Source organism: Parasphingorhabdus sp. W113, assembly GCF_055693205.1.
This window is the reverse complement of record NZ_CM146328.1, coordinates 1,401,419-1,417,750: the sequence shown is the minus strand read 5'-3', so window position 1 is coordinate 1,417,750 and position 16,332 is coordinate 1,401,419. Positions and strand designations below refer to the sequence as shown.

13 protein-coding genes and 1 pseudogene are annotated in these 16,332 nt (G+C 58.0%); 3 read left to right on the top strand and 11 right to left on the bottom strand.

Annotated features, from left to right (window positions below; genetic code table 11):
- Window positions 1–32: 32 nt before the first annotated feature.
- From ACZ1GS_RS06730 to dapA, 3 genes and pseudogenes are all read right to left on the bottom strand, one after another.
- The gene (locus ACZ1GS_RS06730; RefSeq protein ID WP_472698082.1) at window positions 33–665 is read right to left on the bottom strand and encodes a DUF2062 domain-containing protein; all 633 of its coding nucleotides are present in this window, start codon (window positions 663–665) and stop codon (window positions 33–35) included.
- Window positions 658–1,140 (bottom strand): SsrA-binding protein SmpB, encoded by a 483-nt coding sequence (smpB, locus tag ACZ1GS_RS06725; RefSeq protein ID WP_472697708.1) that lies wholly within the window; start codon window positions 1,138–1,140, stop codon window positions 658–660. The genes ACZ1GS_RS06730 and smpB overlap by 8 nt, the downstream gene beginning before the upstream one ends.
- A pseudogene (dapA, locus tag ACZ1GS_RS06720) lies at window positions 1,140–2,016 on the bottom strand (4-hydroxy-tetrahydrodipicolinate synthase). Before dapA ends, smpB begins: the two are co-directional and overlap by 1 nt.
- Window positions 2,017–2,119: 103 nt before the next feature.
- Here dapA and ACZ1GS_RS06715 point away from each other — a divergent pair.
- Window positions 2,120–4,069, top strand: a complete 1,950-nt coding sequence (locus tag ACZ1GS_RS06715) for a lytic transglycosylase domain-containing protein (protein ID WP_472697707.1) — start codon at window positions 2,120–2,122, stop codon at window positions 4,067–4,069.
- 65 nt (window positions 4,070–4,134) lie between these two features.
- Here the strand turns inward: ACZ1GS_RS06715 and ACZ1GS_RS06710 are convergent, their stop codons facing one another.
- The 4 genes from ACZ1GS_RS06710 to aspS all read right to left on the bottom strand — a co-directional run bounded on the left by ACZ1GS_RS06710 (window position 4,135) and on the right by aspS (window position 8,875).
- Window positions 4,135–4,926: a polyphosphate kinase 2 family protein gene (locus ACZ1GS_RS06710; protein WP_472697706.1), complete on the bottom strand. Its 792-nt coding sequence runs from the start codon at window positions 4,924–4,926 to the stop codon at window positions 4,135–4,137.
- A gap of 142 nt (window positions 4,927–5,068) precedes the next feature.
- A complete protein-coding gene (locus tag ACZ1GS_RS06705) occupies window positions 5,069–6,046 on the bottom strand; it encodes a tetratricopeptide repeat protein (RefSeq protein WP_472697705.1) in 978 nt (325 codons plus the stop codon).
- 76 nt (window positions 6,047–6,122) lie between these two features.
- Window positions 6,123–7,007 (bottom strand): alpha/beta fold hydrolase, encoded by an 885-nt coding sequence (locus tag ACZ1GS_RS06700; protein ID WP_472697704.1) that lies wholly within the window; start codon window positions 7,005–7,007, stop codon window positions 6,123–6,125.
- A gap of 83 nt (window positions 7,008–7,090) precedes the next feature.
- Window positions 7,091–8,875 (bottom strand): aspartate--tRNA ligase, encoded by a 1,785-nt coding sequence (aspS, locus tag ACZ1GS_RS06695; protein WP_472697703.1) that lies wholly within the window; start codon window positions 8,873–8,875, stop codon window positions 7,091–7,093.
- Between the two features lie 246 nt (window positions 8,876–9,121).
- Here aspS and rnd point away from each other — a divergent pair, with 246 nt between their 5' ends.
- Window positions 9,122–10,312 (top strand): ribonuclease D, encoded by a 1,191-nt coding sequence (gene rnd, locus ACZ1GS_RS06690; protein ID WP_472697702.1) that lies wholly within the window; start codon window positions 9,122–9,124, stop codon window positions 10,310–10,312.
- On the top strand, window positions 10,309–10,617 hold the full coding sequence (locus ACZ1GS_RS06685; RefSeq protein WP_472697701.1) for an I78 family peptidase inhibitor: 309 nt from the start codon (window positions 10,309–10,311) through the stop codon (window positions 10,615–10,617). The genes rnd and ACZ1GS_RS06685 overlap by 4 nt, the downstream gene beginning before the upstream one ends.
- Before the next feature lie 6 nt (window positions 10,618–10,623).
- On the opposite strand, the gene ACZ1GS_RS06680 is transcribed toward ACZ1GS_RS06685, so the two are convergent.
- The 4 genes from ACZ1GS_RS06680 to ACZ1GS_RS06665 are packed head-to-tail and all read right to left on the bottom strand — an operon-like array spanning window position 10,624 to window position 16,291.
- Window positions 10,624–12,114 (bottom strand): Ppx/GppA phosphatase family protein, encoded by a 1,491-nt coding sequence (locus tag ACZ1GS_RS06680; protein ID WP_472697700.1) that lies wholly within the window; start codon window positions 12,112–12,114, stop codon window positions 10,624–10,626.
- A gap of 25 nt (window positions 12,115–12,139) precedes the next feature.
- Window positions 12,140–14,326: an RNA degradosome polyphosphate kinase gene (locus ACZ1GS_RS06675; RefSeq protein WP_472697699.1), complete on the bottom strand. Its 2,187-nt coding sequence runs from the start codon at window positions 14,324–14,326 to the stop codon at window positions 12,140–12,142.
- Window positions 14,298–14,960 (bottom strand): P-loop NTPase family protein, encoded by a 663-nt coding sequence (locus ACZ1GS_RS06670; protein ID WP_472697698.1) that lies wholly within the window; start codon window positions 14,958–14,960, stop codon window positions 14,298–14,300. The genes ACZ1GS_RS06675 and ACZ1GS_RS06670 overlap by 29 nt, the downstream gene beginning before the upstream one ends.
- A complete protein-coding gene (locus tag ACZ1GS_RS06665) occupies window positions 14,957–16,291 on the bottom strand; it encodes a heavy-metal-associated domain-containing protein (protein WP_472697697.1) in 1,335 nt (444 codons plus the stop codon). The genes ACZ1GS_RS06670 and ACZ1GS_RS06665 overlap by 4 nt, the downstream gene beginning before the upstream one ends.
- Window positions 16,292–16,332: the final 41 nt, after the last annotated feature.

Sequence of the window (16,332 nt, the reverse complement as noted above, 5' to 3'; positions counted from 1 at the left end):
TGTGATTCAGCAACCCGATATCGTCCCGCGCCTCACTCGCCATAGGTCTTGTCCTGCTCTACCGCAGCCTTGTGCGCCGCCCGCAATTCATCCAGCCGCTTGCGCCGCTTGCGCCCGATCCACCAGCGCCAACCGAGCGAGCTGAGCAGATAGCCAACCGATCCGAAAACGACGCCGAGCAGCACAAAGCCAAAGAAGGTCACGCCGACCTCCTTGGTGATCCAGGCCAGCCATTCGCCCAGACCATCGCGCTGACCACCAGCCGCACCGCTGGTAATCCCGTCCATGCGCAAGACGAAGCGCCCGAACTGGTTCGCAATGGCAAGCCAGAACGGATAGGTGAACGGGTTGGTGATGAACGTCGTGATGGCCGCAATCGGGACATTGGCGCGGATCGGCAGCGCCAGGAAAAGCGCCACAAACGTCTGACCACCAAGCGGCACAATGAAACCCGTGAGCATGCCCAATGCCACACCACGCGGCACCGACCGGCGATTGAAGCGCCACAGATCGGACCGCAGGAAGCGATGGGCGATCGGCTTGAGATATTTGTTATTCGCCATTCCCGCACGGGTTGGCATTTTCTCTTCGAGCCAGCGGGTGACGCGCATGATCGTGCGCGCGCCCCAGTCCTTGCTCTGTGTATCGGGATCGCGCTCAGCCATGGTCACGCAACAATCGGCCCTGCTGCCGTTTCCAGTCGCGATCCTTTTCGGTCGCGCGTTTGTCCGGCGCTTTCTTGCCCTTGGCCAGTGCCAGTTCGATTTTCGCCCGGCCCTTGCCGTTGAAATAAATGGCGATCGGGACAATCGTCATGCCCTTGCGCATCACAGCTCCGTACAGCTTGTTGATCTCCCGCCGGCTCAGCAGCAATTTGCGCGGGCGGGTGGGCGTATGATTATGCCGATTGCCATGGCTCCATTCCGGAATATTGGCGTTGACCAGCCAGACTTCATCATCCTTGACCTCGGCATAGCTCTCGGCAATCGCCCCCGATCCGAAGCGCAAGGACTTGACCTCGGTCCCGGTCAGCATGATGCCCGCTTCGAACTTGTCCTCGAGATGATAATCATAGCGCGCCCGCCGGTTCTCGGCGACGACCTTCTGCTTATCAAATTCCAAAGGACGGGGTTTGGCCATCAGAGCAGTCCGGCGCCTTCCAATGCTGCGTCAACCGCCTTGCAACTCGCCTCTGACGGTGGTGTCATCGGCAAACGCAAGTCGGTTGGGAAGTTTTCGACCACACGGGACAGGGCATATTTGATCGGTCCTGGAGACGCATCGGTAAACAAGGCCTTGTGCAACGGATACAGCTTGTCGTTCAGCGTCCGTGCGGCTTCATAGTCCCCGGCGGCACAGGCCGCCTGAAATTCAGCGCACAGCTTTGGCGCGACATTGGCGGTCACCGAAATACAGCCGGCGCCACCCGAGGCGTTAAAAGCGAGAGACAATTCATCCACGCCCGACAAAAGACAGAAATCCTTAGCACAAGCCAGCCGATGATCGGTGACCCGGTCGATTTCGCCGCTGGCATCCTTGATCGCCACAACGCTGGGCAGTTTCGAGAGCGCGGCCACGGTTTCGGGCAGGATATCGGTTACGGTTCGGGCAGGCACATTATAGAGAACGAGCGGCAGGCTGTTCCCCTTAGTCAATGTTTCGAAATGCGCGTAAATGCCCTGCTGATTCGGCCGGTTATAATAAGGCGCGACAACGAGGCCGGCGGCGGCTCCGCATTTTTTCGAAAAATTCAAATGCAACAATGCATTGGTCGTGTCATTGGACCCGCAGCCCGCGATGATCGGGACCCGGCCAGCAGCCTGTTCGACACAGACTTCGATCACCCGGTGATGCTCTGCATTGGACAAAGTCGAGGATCTCGCCAGTGGTTCCGCAAGGCACCAGCGCGCTGCTCCCTTGCTCGATTTGCCAGTCGACCAGGGCACGAAATTCCGCCTCCGCAAACGAACCGTCGCGAAAGGGAGTCACCAGAGCCGGAATTGAGCCGGTAAACATGGAAATACTCCTTTATATTTGGCTAAGAAATTGCCAAAGCTTATCCAAGCTTAACAACCATATAATACGCCGTTCAGCGCCTGATAAGGAGCCTACCCCCAAAATGTCCAGTATGGTATCAAGAATTATTCTCTCCGCTCTGCTTTTGACCCCCGCGACGTGCATGGCGGCTGAACAATCCAGCTGGCAAACCGGCGGCGGGGCAGCGCTGTCAGACCCGACCGGCGGCAACCCGGTCCTGGGCTTGCAACGCTGGCGCGTGCTGACCCAATCCGACAATTATTCCTTTCGGGATTATGCCGGCTTTCTGGTCACTTATCCCGGCTGGCCGGAAGATAGCCGGATGCGCCGCAATGCCGAGCAGGCGATCAATATTGACAGCATTGCACCCGCCCCGGTACTCGCATTCTTCGATCAATTTCCTCCCACCACCAATGCCGGCGCCGCCAAATATGCGGTAGCCTTGCTGGCGACCGGCCAGCGGGACAAGGCCAATGCGATGGCCAAACAGGCCTGGCGCGGCGGGACGCTGACCGATCAGGACGAGGCGGCTTTGCTCAGCCGGTTCAGCGGCGCGCTGACGGTGGATGATCATGACGCCCGGATGGACGCGCTGCTATGGGCGCGGGCCACCCGCGATGCGGCGCAGCAGCTCAGCTTTGCCTCTGCCGCCCGCCGGCCGGTCTTTGCCGCGCGACTGGCGCAGCTAACCGAGGCACCGGATGCCAATCTGAAAGCGGAAATCGTCGCTGCACAGGCCCGCGATGATGCTGGCTTTCTCGCCGATCGCGCGCGCTATTTGCGCAGCAAGGGCCAAAGCTATGCGGCACGGCAATTGCTCGCCAACCGGCCCACGCTGCGAGTCAAGCCAAGCAAGGTCGACACCTGGTATGAATCCAATCTGATCCACGCCAAGGCCGCGGCCAATGACCGGCAATGGTCCACCGCCTATGCGATCGCTTCGAAAGTCGACGATGCCTATGACGGCCCCACCAATATCGCCGAGCAAGGCAGCCGGGTCCGCGACAAATATTCCGATCTGACCTGGATTGGCGGCACCGCTGCCCTGTTCGGCCAGCGCCAACCAGCCAAGGCGGTGGCGCTGTTCGATCGTTATGCGCGATCCTATAATTCCCCGAATATCCGGTCCAAGGGCTTTTACTGGGCCGGCCGTGCCGCAGCCGAAGCGGGCCAGACTGCTGAGGCCACCGCCTATTTCGAGAAGGCCGCCGCCTTCCCCGCCTATTTCTATGGCCAATTGGCCCATGAACGGCTCGGCCGCGCATTGCCGGCCTTTGATCGCAAACCCGATGTCGAAATCACCGCAGAAGAGCGCAAGGCCTATGCCAGCGAGCCGCTGGTTGCCGCGACCACCGCTTCGACCCGATCCGGCCCGTGGAAAGAGCAGATCCGCTTCCATCGCGCATTGGCTTACAACGCCAAGACCGAAAAAGACTATCTGCTGCTCAGCGATCTGTCCGTTCGCATTGGCGCGCGGGACCTCGGCGTTATCAAGGGAATCAGCGCGCTGGGTTCGGGCGTCGGTCCGATCGATGAAACCGCCTTCCCGACCATGCCGGTGCCAGCCGGCAAGGAACGCAGCTGGACGATGATCCATGCTATTACCCGCCAGGAAAGCCAGTTCGCGCAAGGCGCGATCAGCCACGCGGGCGCCCGCGGGCTGATGCAGCTCATGCCGGGTACGGCCCGCGAACAGTCGGGCAAGATCGGCCTGTCCTACAATCTGTCATCGCTGACCGCCGATCCCCAATATAATATCAAGCTGGGCAGCGCCTATTTTGAGCGCATGCTGCGCTATTATGGCGGCTCTCATCCTTTGGCCGTAGCGGCTTATAATGCCGGCCCGGGCAATGTGAACAAATGGCTCCGCCGCAACGGCGACCCGCGCATGGGCGGCATTGACTGGCTCAAATGGATTGAGGATATTCCGATTTCCGAAACCCGCAACTATGTGAAGCGGGTGCTGGAAAATGCGGTGGTCTATGACACCAAGAACCCCGCGGTCCGGACATTAAAAGCGACATGCCGCTAACCCGCTATATCGGCAAGAACTACAAGGGCTGAACCAGAAAGCTAGCGGTAAACGCCGACGCGCGATCAGCCCTCGACTTCGTAGCCAAAGGCATCTTGCGCCATTTGAACCAGTTCCGGATCGGCATCCGGCAGATCCTTGGGCAGGACCGCTTCCAGCCTATCCGCGATATAAGTCAGCGCGGCAATGCGGGCGGCTTTCTTGTTGTTGCCGTCGATAATTTTCCAGGGCGCCCAGCGCGTGTCGGTATGCTGGAACATATCCTCGATCGCTTCGAGATAGTCATCGCGCTTCGCCCGGTTGCGAAAATCTTCAGCGGTGATCTTCCAGCGCTTTACCGGTGTGTTCAGCCGATCCGTGAACCGACGATCCTGTTCTTTCTGGGTGGTGTGAAAAAATAATTTGATCAGATGGGTGCCGCCATCAATTTGCTGCGCCTCAAATTCATTGATTTCGTCATAGCCCCGTTTCCAGTCTGCCTTGCTGCAAAAGCCTTCGACGCGTTCGACCAGCACACGGCCGTACCAGCTGCGATCGAAAACACCGATTTCCCGGCTGCCGGGCAAGCGCTTCCAGAATCGCCAGAGGAAATGCCGGTCTTTTTCCTCGCGGGTTGGCGCGCCAATCGGGTGGACTTCAAAATAGCGCGGATCCCATTCCGCCGTCATCCGCCTTATGGATCCGCCCTTGCCGGCCGCGTCCCAGCCCTCGAAAACCAATATCGTTCGGCAGCCGTGAATAATATGCTTGAAATGGACATGGGCCAGCCGCTCCTGGACAGCCTCCAGTGCATCGGAATAATCGCCATCAAATTCCTTGCCCGATTCATAATCCGACAGCTTTGTCTTTTTGCCCATTACCAGTCCCGCCTTTTTTGCATGGGGTCCAAGGCAAACAGCTGGCCAGCTTTGCCGTCCGTTCGCTTCCGTCCCCGCCAATCTGATAGGGAGAAGGTAACGGATGTCCGCTGCAAGCGCCAACCGATTAACCCTGTTTGCATCAGTTAGTGGCGGCAGAACCCCCGTGTGATTCACCCGCCAACAGCTGTTTGCGACGATCCAGATCCGCCCTCGCCTGCAGCCGTCCGCGCACCCGTTCGATCGCGCGCCGGATTTCCGCCTTGCCAATCTTGGATTGCTGCGCCTCGGCATAGAGCGCCAAAGCTTCGTCCAGCGCACCGGCCTTTTCCGCGCACAGCCCGCGGTTGAATGTCACGGACACATGCGCCGGGCTGTTGATCGCAGCGCCATCCCACATCCGGCACGCTTTCGCTTCATCGGTTTTGGTCATCTTGACGGCGGCTTTGAAATACTGGCCACTCGCCTTATCCATACCCTTGCGACTCTCGAGCACCCGGATTGACTGGCGTCTTTCGATCGGCGCGAGATCAAGCCGCACGGCATAGGCAATATTGTCAATCATCCCGCGAATGATCTTTTCGCTGCTGGTGAAATTTTCCTTCTTGCGGCAGATCGTCTGTTCATCCCCGCGCTCTTTGGTTTCGGCGTAGATCGTCTGGCCGTCGGCAAAGCGGGCGACGCGGATCTGGGCCTGAAAATCAATCACCCGTTTCAGGCAAGACATTTTAACACTCTTGTGTTCGATACATTTGCCCTTGTCGTTGCGCTCCACGCATTTTTCCCGATATTCCTTGACCCGAAATTCCGAAATGTCCGCCGTAGCGGTGCCGGATAATATCGTATCCGGAACGACCGCCGAACGGGTCGCGAGAACCGTAAAATAGGGTGTGCCGGCAATCGACACGTCGCTCAGCTTGTCTTCGATCGCGAAGCCGAGCGCCGGACCATCGCTGCCCCCGAAGCGATCCATTTCGACGGTTGCGATCGATTCCAGGCCACTCACCCGAGCGGGATCGACCCCCTCGATCTGCAACACCTCGGCCTGAGCGGTCGGAGCCAACAGAGTTGCTGAACATAACAGCAAGGCCGAAAGCGTCGTTTGTCGTGAAATTTTCATGGTTTCCCCCGAAAGTTGCATATTTTGTTCAGGCTTATACCGCCTTTTATGAACAATTGATGACGCAAACGGAGAGTTATCGCTCTCTGCTGGGACTATATACGATATGATGGGCGACCTGTTCAGGCGCCTGCATGGGCATGAAATGGTTCAACTCCGGCAGATAATATTCGGTCGCGGTCGGCAAGGTCGCGGCGAGATTTTCCCAGGTGGGAGACTTGGTAAAATCAATCGGCCCGTCACGCACCAGGGGCGGGGCGCGCAGCAAGGTGATCGGCATGCCCAGCTCGGCGAGGAACGGATAAGGATCGCTGCATTGCGATCCCATATAGACCGAAGCTTCCAGGAGCGGTGGACAAGCCAGTTCAAAACCCGCGCCGTCGGCACGAGGCAATAATCCATATTCGCAATAATCCTGCAATATTTCCGGTTTCCACGAGCCATAGGAGGGATGCCCCTTCATCCGGTTGAACATATGCTCGGCCGAATCCCATTGGGCCCGGCGCCGGGCAATAGGATGATCCGATGCGTCAATCGTGCCGAGATTGACCGTGCTGTCATAATAATCCGGGGCCATGATCACCGGATCGACCAGCGTCAGGCGCTGAAACCTGTCCGGCAAGGCAGCGGCCGTGCGGACCAGACAATAGCCGCCCATTGAATGCCCGACACCAATCAGATTGTGCAGATCAAGCCCGATCACGAGTTCGATCAGCGGTGCTGCCGTGGCCGCCCAATCGGCCAGGCTATCCGGCTTCACACTGCGGCCATGGCCCGGCAGATCTACCGCGATGACATGATGGTCCGGCGGCAGCGCTGCGATCACCCCATCCCAGCATCGCGCATGAAAGCCGGTGGCGTGAAACAGCAAAATCGTCTGGTCGGACGGATCGCCCCATTCAAAATAGCAAAGGTCGCCAATCTTGCTGGCGAACTGCTTTTCTATCGGATCAGAAATCATGATCGCAGCCGTACCGGTCCTGTCGCGATAGCACGACTAGTCAAAACACCATGTTTCGCGGACCAGCCGATGCCGAATAGCGCTCACCCTTCTTTTGGCGGCTCAACCACGCGGATATGCAATTCCCGCAGCTGTTTCGGTGACACGGCGCTCGGCGCTTCCATCATCAGGTCTTCGGCCTTCTGGTTCATCGGGAACAGCACAACTTCGCGGATATTCGGTTCGTTTGCCAGCAGCATCACGATCCGGTCGACGCCCGGCGCAGAGCCGCCATGCGGCGGCGCACCATATTTCAGCGCGTTGATCATCCCCGAAAACTCGGTGTCGACCGACGCCTTGTCATAGCCGGCAATCTCAAAGGCCTTGTACATGATGTCAGGGCGATGGTTCCGGATCGCACCGGAGGACAATTCAATGCCGTTGCAGACAATATCATATTGCCAGGCGAGAATATCGAGCGGATCCTTGGTTTCCAGCGCTTCGAGTTCGCCCTGCGGCATCGAGAACGGGTTATGCGAGAAATCGATTTTCTTCGCTTCTTCGTCATATTCGAACATCGGGAAATCGACGATCCAGCAAAACTTGAATTCGTCGTCCTTGATCAGCCCCAGTTTTTCTGCCGTGCGCGTCCGTGCCGCGCCCGCGAGCTTGGCTGCATCTGCTTCTTTGCCAGCGGCAAAAAACACCCCGTCATCGGGACCACATCCGAGATCCGCCAGCAGTTTCGCCGTGCCTTCCTCGCCGTGATTCTTCGCGATCGGACCGCCCGCTGCGCCCTCTTTCATGTTGATATAGCCGAGTCCCGCAAAGCCTTCGCTGCGCGCCCAGTCGTTCATCTCGTCGAAAAACTTACGGCTGTTCTTGCCTGCTTCAGGCGCCACAAAGGCTCGCACCGTGCCGCCAGAGCCGGTGATTTTGTCGAACAGGCCAAAGCCCGATCCCTTGAAGTGATCGCTCACGTCCTGAATGATGATCGGGTTGCGCAGATCAGGCTTGTCGGAGCCATATTTCAGCATCGCTTCCTTGTATGGAATCCGCGGAAATTCACCCGCTGGTGTCACGCTCTTGCCATCGGCAAATTCTTCGAACAAGCCAGCGAGCACCGGTTCCAGCGCTGCAAAAACATCATCCTGGGTTACAAAGCTCATCTCGAGATCGAGCTGATAAAATTCACCCGGCGAACGGTCCGCCCGCGCGTCTTCATCCCGGAAGCAGGGCGCAATCTGGAAATAGCGATCAAAGCCGGCAACCATCAGCATCTGCTTGAACATTTGCGGCGCCTGCGGCAGCGCGTAAAACTTGCCCGGGTGCACCCGGCTGGGCACGAGATAATCGCGCGCGCCTTCCGGAGAGGAGGCCGTCAAAATAGGCGTCTGAAATTCGGTAAATCCCTGCTCGACCATGCGGTTGCGGATGCTGCTGATCACTTTCGAACGCAGCATCATATTGGCATGGACTTTTTCCCGCCGCAGATCGAGAAAGCGATAGCGCAGGCGAATATCCTCGGGATATTCCTGATCTCCGAAGACCGGCATCGGCAGCTCCTCAGCCGGCCCCTGCATGGTCACGCTGTCCGCCACCAGCTCGATATCACCGGTCGGCAAATTGCTGTTCACCGTTTCGGCATCGCGCGCAACCACCTTGCCGGACACGGTGACAACCGATTCGACCCTCGCGGCATCGAGAATCTTGAAAGCATCGCTACCGGTTTCGCTGACGATCTGGGTCAGGCCAAAATGGTCCCGCAAATCTACAAACAGCAAATTGCCATGATCCCGCTTGCGATGAATCCAGCCGGACAGCCGAACCTCCGTATCAACATCCGTGATCCGCAGTTCGGAGCAGTTATGAGAGCGATATGCGTGCATGATAAGCCTTTAATATGGTGAAAACTTCGGATTCCGATAGCTATGAGGGCGTAACACAGGCCAGCGGGACTTTTGTCAAGGATGAAGGTGAAAGGAAATCGCCCATCAACCTTTTTCCGGCTCCGCCAAACAGCAACCCAGTCGCTATTTCCCTCCCCTATCCTGTTTTCGCAGCCAGATAATGAACAATAGACAATCTCTATCGGAAATGTTTGCGAGCCTTTGCACAGCCTGTATAGAAGCGAGATGAAAATTCATCCTTTATTGACGGACAATCAAGACATTGCCGATATCTGCCACCGCTTCTCGACCGCCGACTTTGTCGCAGTCGATACCGAATTCATGCGGGAGAACACCTATTGGCCGATTCTCTGCCTGATCCAGATTTCAGACGGCAAGGAAGCGGCAGCGATTGATCCGCTGGCGAAGGATGTTGACCTGCAGCCGTTGCTCGATTTGCTGGTCGACAATGAAGACGTGCTCAAGATTTTTCACGCCGGTGGTCAGGATGTCGAGATCATCCACAATATGACCGGCAAGACGCCACACCCCATTTTCGACACCCAGGTTGCCGCCATGGCCCTGGGGCCCAGTGAACAAATCGGCTATGCCAATCTGGTCGATAGCTGGCTCGGCGTGACCCTCGACAAGGGCGCGCGCTTTACCGACTGGTCGCGACGCCCGCTCAACGCGCGCCAGATCGAATATGCGATTGGTGATGTCACCCATTTGTCGACCATCTTTCCGATGATGCTCGAACGGTTGATGGAAACCGGCCGCGGCCGGTGGATCAACACCGAGATGGAGAAACTGGCTGATCCGGACAATTATGTAAATGATCCGGACAATTCCTGGCGACGGGTCAAATTTCCCGGGCGCAATCTCGAATCGCTTGGTCGCCTGAAAGCGCTCGCCGCATGGCGCGAGAAAGAGGCGCAGTCCAAGGACATGCCCCGTGGCCGCATCATGCGCGACGAGACGCTCGCCGATATTGCCAGCCATCCGCCCAAGGACCAGCACAAGCTGGCGCAGGTGCGGGGGCTGTCGTCCGGCTGGAAAAATAACGATATTGGCGAACGGTTGATGGACGCGCTTGCGGAAGCCGAGCCTCTCGACAAGAGCGAATTGCCGGAACGCAATGGACGGCGACCAAAATTCAGTAAGGAAAACGCACTGGTTGCGGATCTGCTTAAATTGCTGCTGAAAATTCGCTCAGCCGAGATGAATGTCGCCTCCAAATTGCTCGCCCGCGCCGATGATCTCGAACGGATTGTCGGCGGCGAACGCGAAGGTGTCGCACTGCTCGAAGGCTGGCGCTATGAGGAATTCGGCCGCGACGCGATTGACCTGATCGAGGGGCGCATGAGCTTCACAGTCAAGGATGGCAAATTGCAAATGACCCATCAGCCCGAGAACGCGGAGCACCCCCAGGAATGACCCGGATGTGGGCCGGACTTGTCCTGGTATCAACGATGCTGTCCGCCTGCTCGACCCCGGCCACTGAACCGCCCATTGCCGAACGCGGTGTCACACCCGGCTATAGCTGCCAGAACACGGGGATAGAGCCGTTTATCGGCAAGGCCATCTCCCAGGATATGGGTCAGACAATCCGCGATCGATCAGGCGCAAAAACGGTGCGCTGGATCACGCCGGGAAGCGCGGTGACCATGGATTACCGGGAAGACCGGGTGAATATTGCCTATGATGACGACCGCAAGATTGTCCGGATATATTGCGGATAACGGCCGTTAATCGGTGACCAGAACCGGCTCCAGGTCCATCATTTGCGCCAGTTGATTGTGGCGCTTGGCGACCGCATCGCCATAGAGCGCACGCAGGTCCGCAGCCATCACAATTTCCAGACGGCCATCTTTTTTCCGCAATTGTGTCTGCTCAAGCGGGTTGCGGGTTCCGCCGCTCAGCCGCTGTCCCAGCCGCATCGCCAGACCCCAGCAGATCGCGCGATGGGTGGCGTCTTCTTCGGCCAGCTTGCCGCCGCCCGGGAACACATTGCTGCCGCCGCCAAAGCTGGTGAACAAGGTTTGTCCGAGCAATTCCCGTTCCCGGCCGGTAATTCCGACCCAGTTGCCATGCAGTCCCATGACCAAACCGCGTTCGGCCCGAAAATTGGGATTGGCGCGCCACGCGACATCACCGAGATTGCAAGCCGCCTGCCGCATGCGCTGCAATTCAGGCGGGTCTTCGGCAAATATCGGCGCGATCCACTTGCCCAGCAATTTGCTGTTGGCCGGAAAACGCGCTTGCGCCGCGCCCGACTCTTCCGTCGCGACCAATAACGGATCGCGCTTGCTTTCCGCTTTGCCAACATTTTGAAACAACAGCCCTTCGCGCACCCCATAAGCCGAAACGATCAGCTTGCTGCTGCCCAAGTAGCGGACAATGAAGGACAGCAGCCAGGCCGCGTCATCGAGCGTCGGTATGCGCGAGGTCGACAGGCCGGGCACCGCTTTCAGCTTGACCTTGTTCATCCGTGCAAGCTGGCTGACCAGCCGGCGGGCGCGCTGTGGCTGCATTTCATAGTGATGGATCACGGGCAACGGATAGCCGCTGTCAAACATGTCCAGTCGTGCCAGCGACCGCCACGATCCGCCCACCAGATAAAACGGCAAGTCCTGCGCATTCTGATCCCAGCCGGTTTTCTTGAGCATCTTGCGGACCTGGCGTTTCAGCTTGTCCTTGCCCTTGGCCCGCAAATCAGCAACGCGCAATACGCCCAGCGGAAAAGAGTGGCGTTCGAGCACATTGCCTTTGTCGATCATCGCGAGCTCGAGACTGCCGCCGCCAAGATCGCCAACAATCCCCTTGGCTTCCGGTATCGCCGACAGCACTCCCAAACCGGCCAGTTCCGCTTCTTCCTCACCTTCGAGCACCTGGGTATCAAATCCGATCTGGGACGCTGCCGCGAGCAGATCCTTGCCATTACTGGCATCGCGCACGGCGGCTGTCGCAAAACTCTTGATCGTGTCGACATTCATCTGGGTACACAGGCGATAAAAACGTTCGAGGCCCTGGACCGCCAGCGCCATCGAATCTTCACCGATCGCCCCGGTTGTCGACAGGTCCCGACCGAGGCCAGCCATCACCTTTTCATTGAACAGGATCGCGGGAACACGCGCCGGCCCCTGATAGACAACCAGCCGGATCGAGTTGGATCCGATATCAACGATCGCAGTTCGGCGGTTGATCCGCGGAACCTTCTTCTTTCTGGTTATCTGCAACCCCCCGACCTGCATAGCTGGACGCTTACCCTGCCTTTTTCTTGCGTCGTCGTAGCGACAGGCGCGGCACGGCGTTGCTTTTCTTGAGCGCTTTTCCGCGGCCCGACAGCGACGGGTTGGTCATGAAATAGCGATGGAGATTAAAGGGCTTCTCGGAGGGCGTGCTGCGGGTGTAGCTGCCATCCGCGTTGAGCTCCCAGCTTTGTTCGTCATCAATCAGGTTCGCCACCATCACCTGGTCCAATATCTGGTCGTGGACGGTCTTGTTCGTTATCGGGATCATATATTCGACGCGGCGATCCAGATTGCGTGGCATCCAGTCTGCGGAACTGATGTAAAGCGCAGCGCCATCATTCGGCAATTCCTGTCCATTGCCGAAGGCCCAGATGCGGCTATGCTCGAGAAACCGGCCGATGACCGACTTGACCCGGATATGATCCGACAGGCCGGGCACGCCCGGACGCAGACAGCAGATGCCGCGAATGACCAGATCAATTTCCACGCCGGCATTGCTCGCCGCATAGAGTTTTTCAATCAATGCCGGGTCAACCAGCGAGTTCATTTTCGCCCACACCATCCCGGGCTTTCCGGCCCGAGCATTGTCAATCTCGCGGTCGATCAGTGCCATCAGGTCGCGCCGCAAATAGCGCGGCGACATCGAGATCAGTTCGAGTTTTTCCGGTTCGACATAGCCGGTAATATAATTGAACAGTTGCGCCGCATCCCGGCCCGCCTTGGGATCGGCGGTGAAGAAGCTCAGATCGGTATAAATCTTGGCCGTGACGGGGTGATAATTGCCGGTACCGAAATGGCAATAGGACCGATAGCCTTCCTGTTCCTTGCGTACGATCATGGATATCTTGGCGTGGGTTTTCCACTCGATAAAGCCATAGACCACCTGAACCCCTGCCCGCTCCAGCGCGCTTGCCCAGAGCAGGTTCTGCTCCTCGTCAAACCGCGCTTTCAATTCGACCACCGCAGTTACTGATTTGCCGGCTTCGGCCGCATCGATCAGCGCCCGGATCACCGCCGATTGCTTGCCCGCCCGATATAGCGTCTGCTTGATCGCCACGACATCTGGGTCGGCCGCCGCCTGCCGCAGAAACTCGATCACCACTTCGAATGATTCATAAGGGTGATGAACCAGAATATCCTTGTCCCTGATCGCCGCGAAACAATCGCCACCATGTTCCCGAATCCGTTCCGGAAAGCGCGGGCTATAGGGCGGGAATTTGAGATCGGGGCGATCCTCGTCAAACAGCAGATCAAGATCCCCGATACCCACCAGTCCCTCGACCCGACTTTCGGTCGCGCCTTCGGTGAGCAAATTTTCCCGCAACATCGCCACCACGGAGTCGGACAGGCCGGGACCCATTTCCAGCCGGATAACATCGCCCCGGCGCCGGCGCTTGATCGCGCTGCGAAAATAGCGGACCAGATCTTCAGCTTCTTCCTCAACCTCGATATCGCTATCCCGAATGATCCGGAACATCCCGCTATTGGCAACGTCATAGCCGGGGAACAGCTGTTTGGAATGGTATTGGATGACTGATTCGACCGACACATAAATGGCCTTATCACCCGGAATACGGATAAATCGCTGCAGTCCGGAGGGAATCATCACCAGTTCCCGGATGCGCTGCTGGTCCGATTGCCGGACCAGATCAAAAACCAGACTGAGCCCCTTGTTCGGAATGAACGGAAAAGGATGCGCGGGATCAAGCGCCTGGGGAGTCAGCACCGGAAAAATCTGATCGACGAAATGATCGTGCAGCCAGCGCTGATTATCCGCGCCCAGTGCGTGCGCTGGCAAAACCGAGATTTCCTCATCACCGAGCGCCTTGCACAGATCGCTCCACACGTGCTGCTGTTTCAACATCAGCTTGTCCGACAGGGTGGCGATCGCGAGCAATTGCTGGCTAGCGGTCAGGCCATCGGCGGAGCGTTCTTCAATATTCTGCCGAAATTGGCCGACCAGGCCGGCAAAGCGAACCATGAAAAACTCATCGAGATTATTCCCCGATATCGACAGAAAGCGTAGGCGTTCAAAAAGCGGATGCGATGTGTTTTCGGCTTCCTCAATCACCCGTTCGTTGAAACCAAGCCAGCTCAACTCCCGATTGAAATAGCGTTCCGATCCTGTCTCTTCGCTGTGCGGAAGAACAAGATCATCCTCTTCGGATTCAGGGGCATGGGGGATAATGCTGTCCATTTAACTTTCCTGTTGCTCCTCGGTCTGGCCGGATTCCGACCGCCCCCCGATTCTTGCAGCGCACCAATTGCAATGGCGCGCGTAATCGGCTTTTTCTCTCTATAGCAAGTTTGTCCATTGTGCGCGCCAAAAGCTGAATATTCTCATAGGTCCGCTCCATCCGCTTACTCAGATACGCAACGGCTTCCGGGGAAATCGACAAGCCCCGTGCGGCAAAATATTTGTGCAACAATCCATCAATCATGGCGTCATCGGGATCGCCAATTGTCACCAGCTGGGCAGCCGACAGGCGAGATTGCAAATCCGGCAGCACGATGTTCCAGGCACTGACCGGATACCGGGAAACCAGCAACAGAGGTCGCGTTTCCAACTGACAGCGGTTCCAGAGATGGAACAGCATATCGTCAAAAGACTTTGCCGCATCATCGACCACTTTACCACCACAATCGCTCGCGAACTGGCGCGCCATAGCCGACTTTCCGGATGCCGGGGGGCCGATCAATATGGCGGTCAAATTGGGCCAGTTCTGGACATTCTGGATATGGTCGTGCGCGGTGCGATTGGCGTCCGTCACGACATAACCGTCATCCTCGGCAACCGCCAAACTGTCGAAAGGCAACCCGATCTGGCTCACTGTTCCTGCTCGTCACTCCCGGTCGAGCCGCCTGTTGGCGCTGGGCTTGCCGTGCGGCTGATCCGCAGGGCACCGGCGCCTTGCTGCACCTGCCAGCCGCGCGATCGCAGCGCCGATGCGAGACTGGAAAGATCACCAGCATAAGTCACTCGCATCACCGAAACCCCGCCAAGCGCCAGACTGGATGTCGATGCCGACGACACGCCAGGCACGCCGCGCAAAGCCGATTCACCGCGGCCAACCGCGCCGACATCTGGCGTATCAAACTGAATCGTCACCGTGGTTGTTGCAGCCGTTGTGACGGCCGCCGCCGCTTCGCTGCTTTCCGCATTGGCGGCAGCGGTTTCCGCACTGCCGCTCGATCCGCTGTCGATGCTGCTGACCCCGTCGGCGGCCAGTTCGGCTTCAATCTCTTGTTCCAGCGCCTCGAGATCAATCGGATCCTCGATGATCAGCGATTTGTCGGTGCGCAATATGCCGCGCGACAAGGCGTTGGTATAGAGATTGTCGAACCGCTTGATCGCCTGGTCCATCATCGCCGGAATACCAGCGCTGGATCCGGTTTTCAGCGTGAAGCTGTCGATAAATTTGCTGTCGGGTCCGTAGCGAGCGCTGAACCGTGCGGTGACCGGACCGCCTGGATATTCATGATGCAATCGAACAATGGGAACGATGACATCAGCGGCACCAAACTGGTCCAATATCGTCCGCCACCAGCGGCGATCCCGCCGCTCCGCCTGCCCGGCGGTCAGCACCAGTGATTCGCTGTCGGATCCGTAAGGACGGACATAGTCGATCGCGCTGTCACCCGCCCGAAAACGCGCCCAGGCCTTTTGCCACTCGGTCTGGTTCTCGAACACTTGCGGGGACCCGCCACTCCACATGATCGGGAGGACCAGCAAAGGCGGTGATCGCAGACGCCGGCCGCCGACACCCAATATCTGCCCGGCCCGGGCACGGTCGAACATGACCCCCAGCTTGGCAATATAGCGTTTCGGGCCAATATTCTCTTCTTCGACCACAATGGCCGACACGATATTGTTGAGCGCGCTGTCGGACAACCCGGCGGTTTTGCCGCCTTGTGTGCGGGCATAGATCATTTTCCATGCCTTGCGCTGGGCCTCTTCCCAACCCTTTTTCCGCGCATCAAAGGCATTCTTGCCCCGCACATCGACTTCCACACCCATGACTTCAAAGTCGCCGCTGCTGGCCAGCGGCGCAACGCCGCGCGCGCCGCCTTCGAGCTGCGCATAGACCAGTCCGCCGGTGATCAGAGCCAAGAGCCCAAAAAGAGCTGCAATCTGGTGTTTAAATGTGGCCAAAAATTTCATTTCCGCTCTTTTGACGATTATGACGTGGAAATCCACCCACG

Bases quoted from the DNA above. Each gene is read 5' to 3' on its own strand.
- ACZ1GS_RS06730 (WP_472698082.1), bottom strand. From the start codon at position 665: ATGGCTGAGCGCGATCCCGATACACAGAGCAAGGACTGGGGCGCGCGC.
- smpB (WP_472697708.1), bottom strand. From the start codon at position 1,140: ATGGCCAAACCCCGTCCTTTGGAATTTGATAAGCAGAAGGTCGTCGCC.
- ACZ1GS_RS06715 (WP_472697707.1), top strand. From the start codon at position 2,120: ATGTCCAGTATGGTATCAAGAATTATTCTCTCCGCTCTGCTTTTGACC.
- ACZ1GS_RS06710 (WP_472697706.1), bottom strand. From the start codon at position 4,926: ATGGGCAAAAAGACAAAGCTGTCGGATTATGAATCGGGCAAGGAATTT.
- ACZ1GS_RS06705 (WP_472697705.1), bottom strand. From the start codon at position 6,046: ATGAAAATTTCACGACAAACGACGCTTTCGGCCTTGCTGTTATGTTCA.
- ACZ1GS_RS06700 (WP_472697704.1), bottom strand. From the start codon at position 7,007: ATGATTTCTGATCCGATAGAAAAGCAGTTCGCCAGCAAGATTGGCGAC.
- aspS (WP_472697703.1), bottom strand. From the start codon at position 8,875: ATGCACGCATATCGCTCTCATAACTGCTCCGAACTGCGGATCACGGAT.
- rnd (WP_472697702.1), top strand. From the start codon at position 9,122: ATGAAAATTCATCCTTTATTGACGGACAATCAAGACATTGCCGATATC.
- ACZ1GS_RS06685 (WP_472697701.1), top strand. From the start codon at position 10,309: ATGACCCGGATGTGGGCCGGACTTGTCCTGGTATCAACGATGCTGTCC.
- ACZ1GS_RS06675 (WP_472697699.1), bottom strand. From the start codon at position 14,326: ATGGACAGCATTATCCCCCATGCCCCTGAATCCGAAGAGGATGATCTT.
- ACZ1GS_RS06665 (WP_472697697.1), bottom strand. From the start codon at position 16,291: ATGAAATTTTTGGCCACATTTAAACACCAGATTGCAGCTCTTTTTGGG.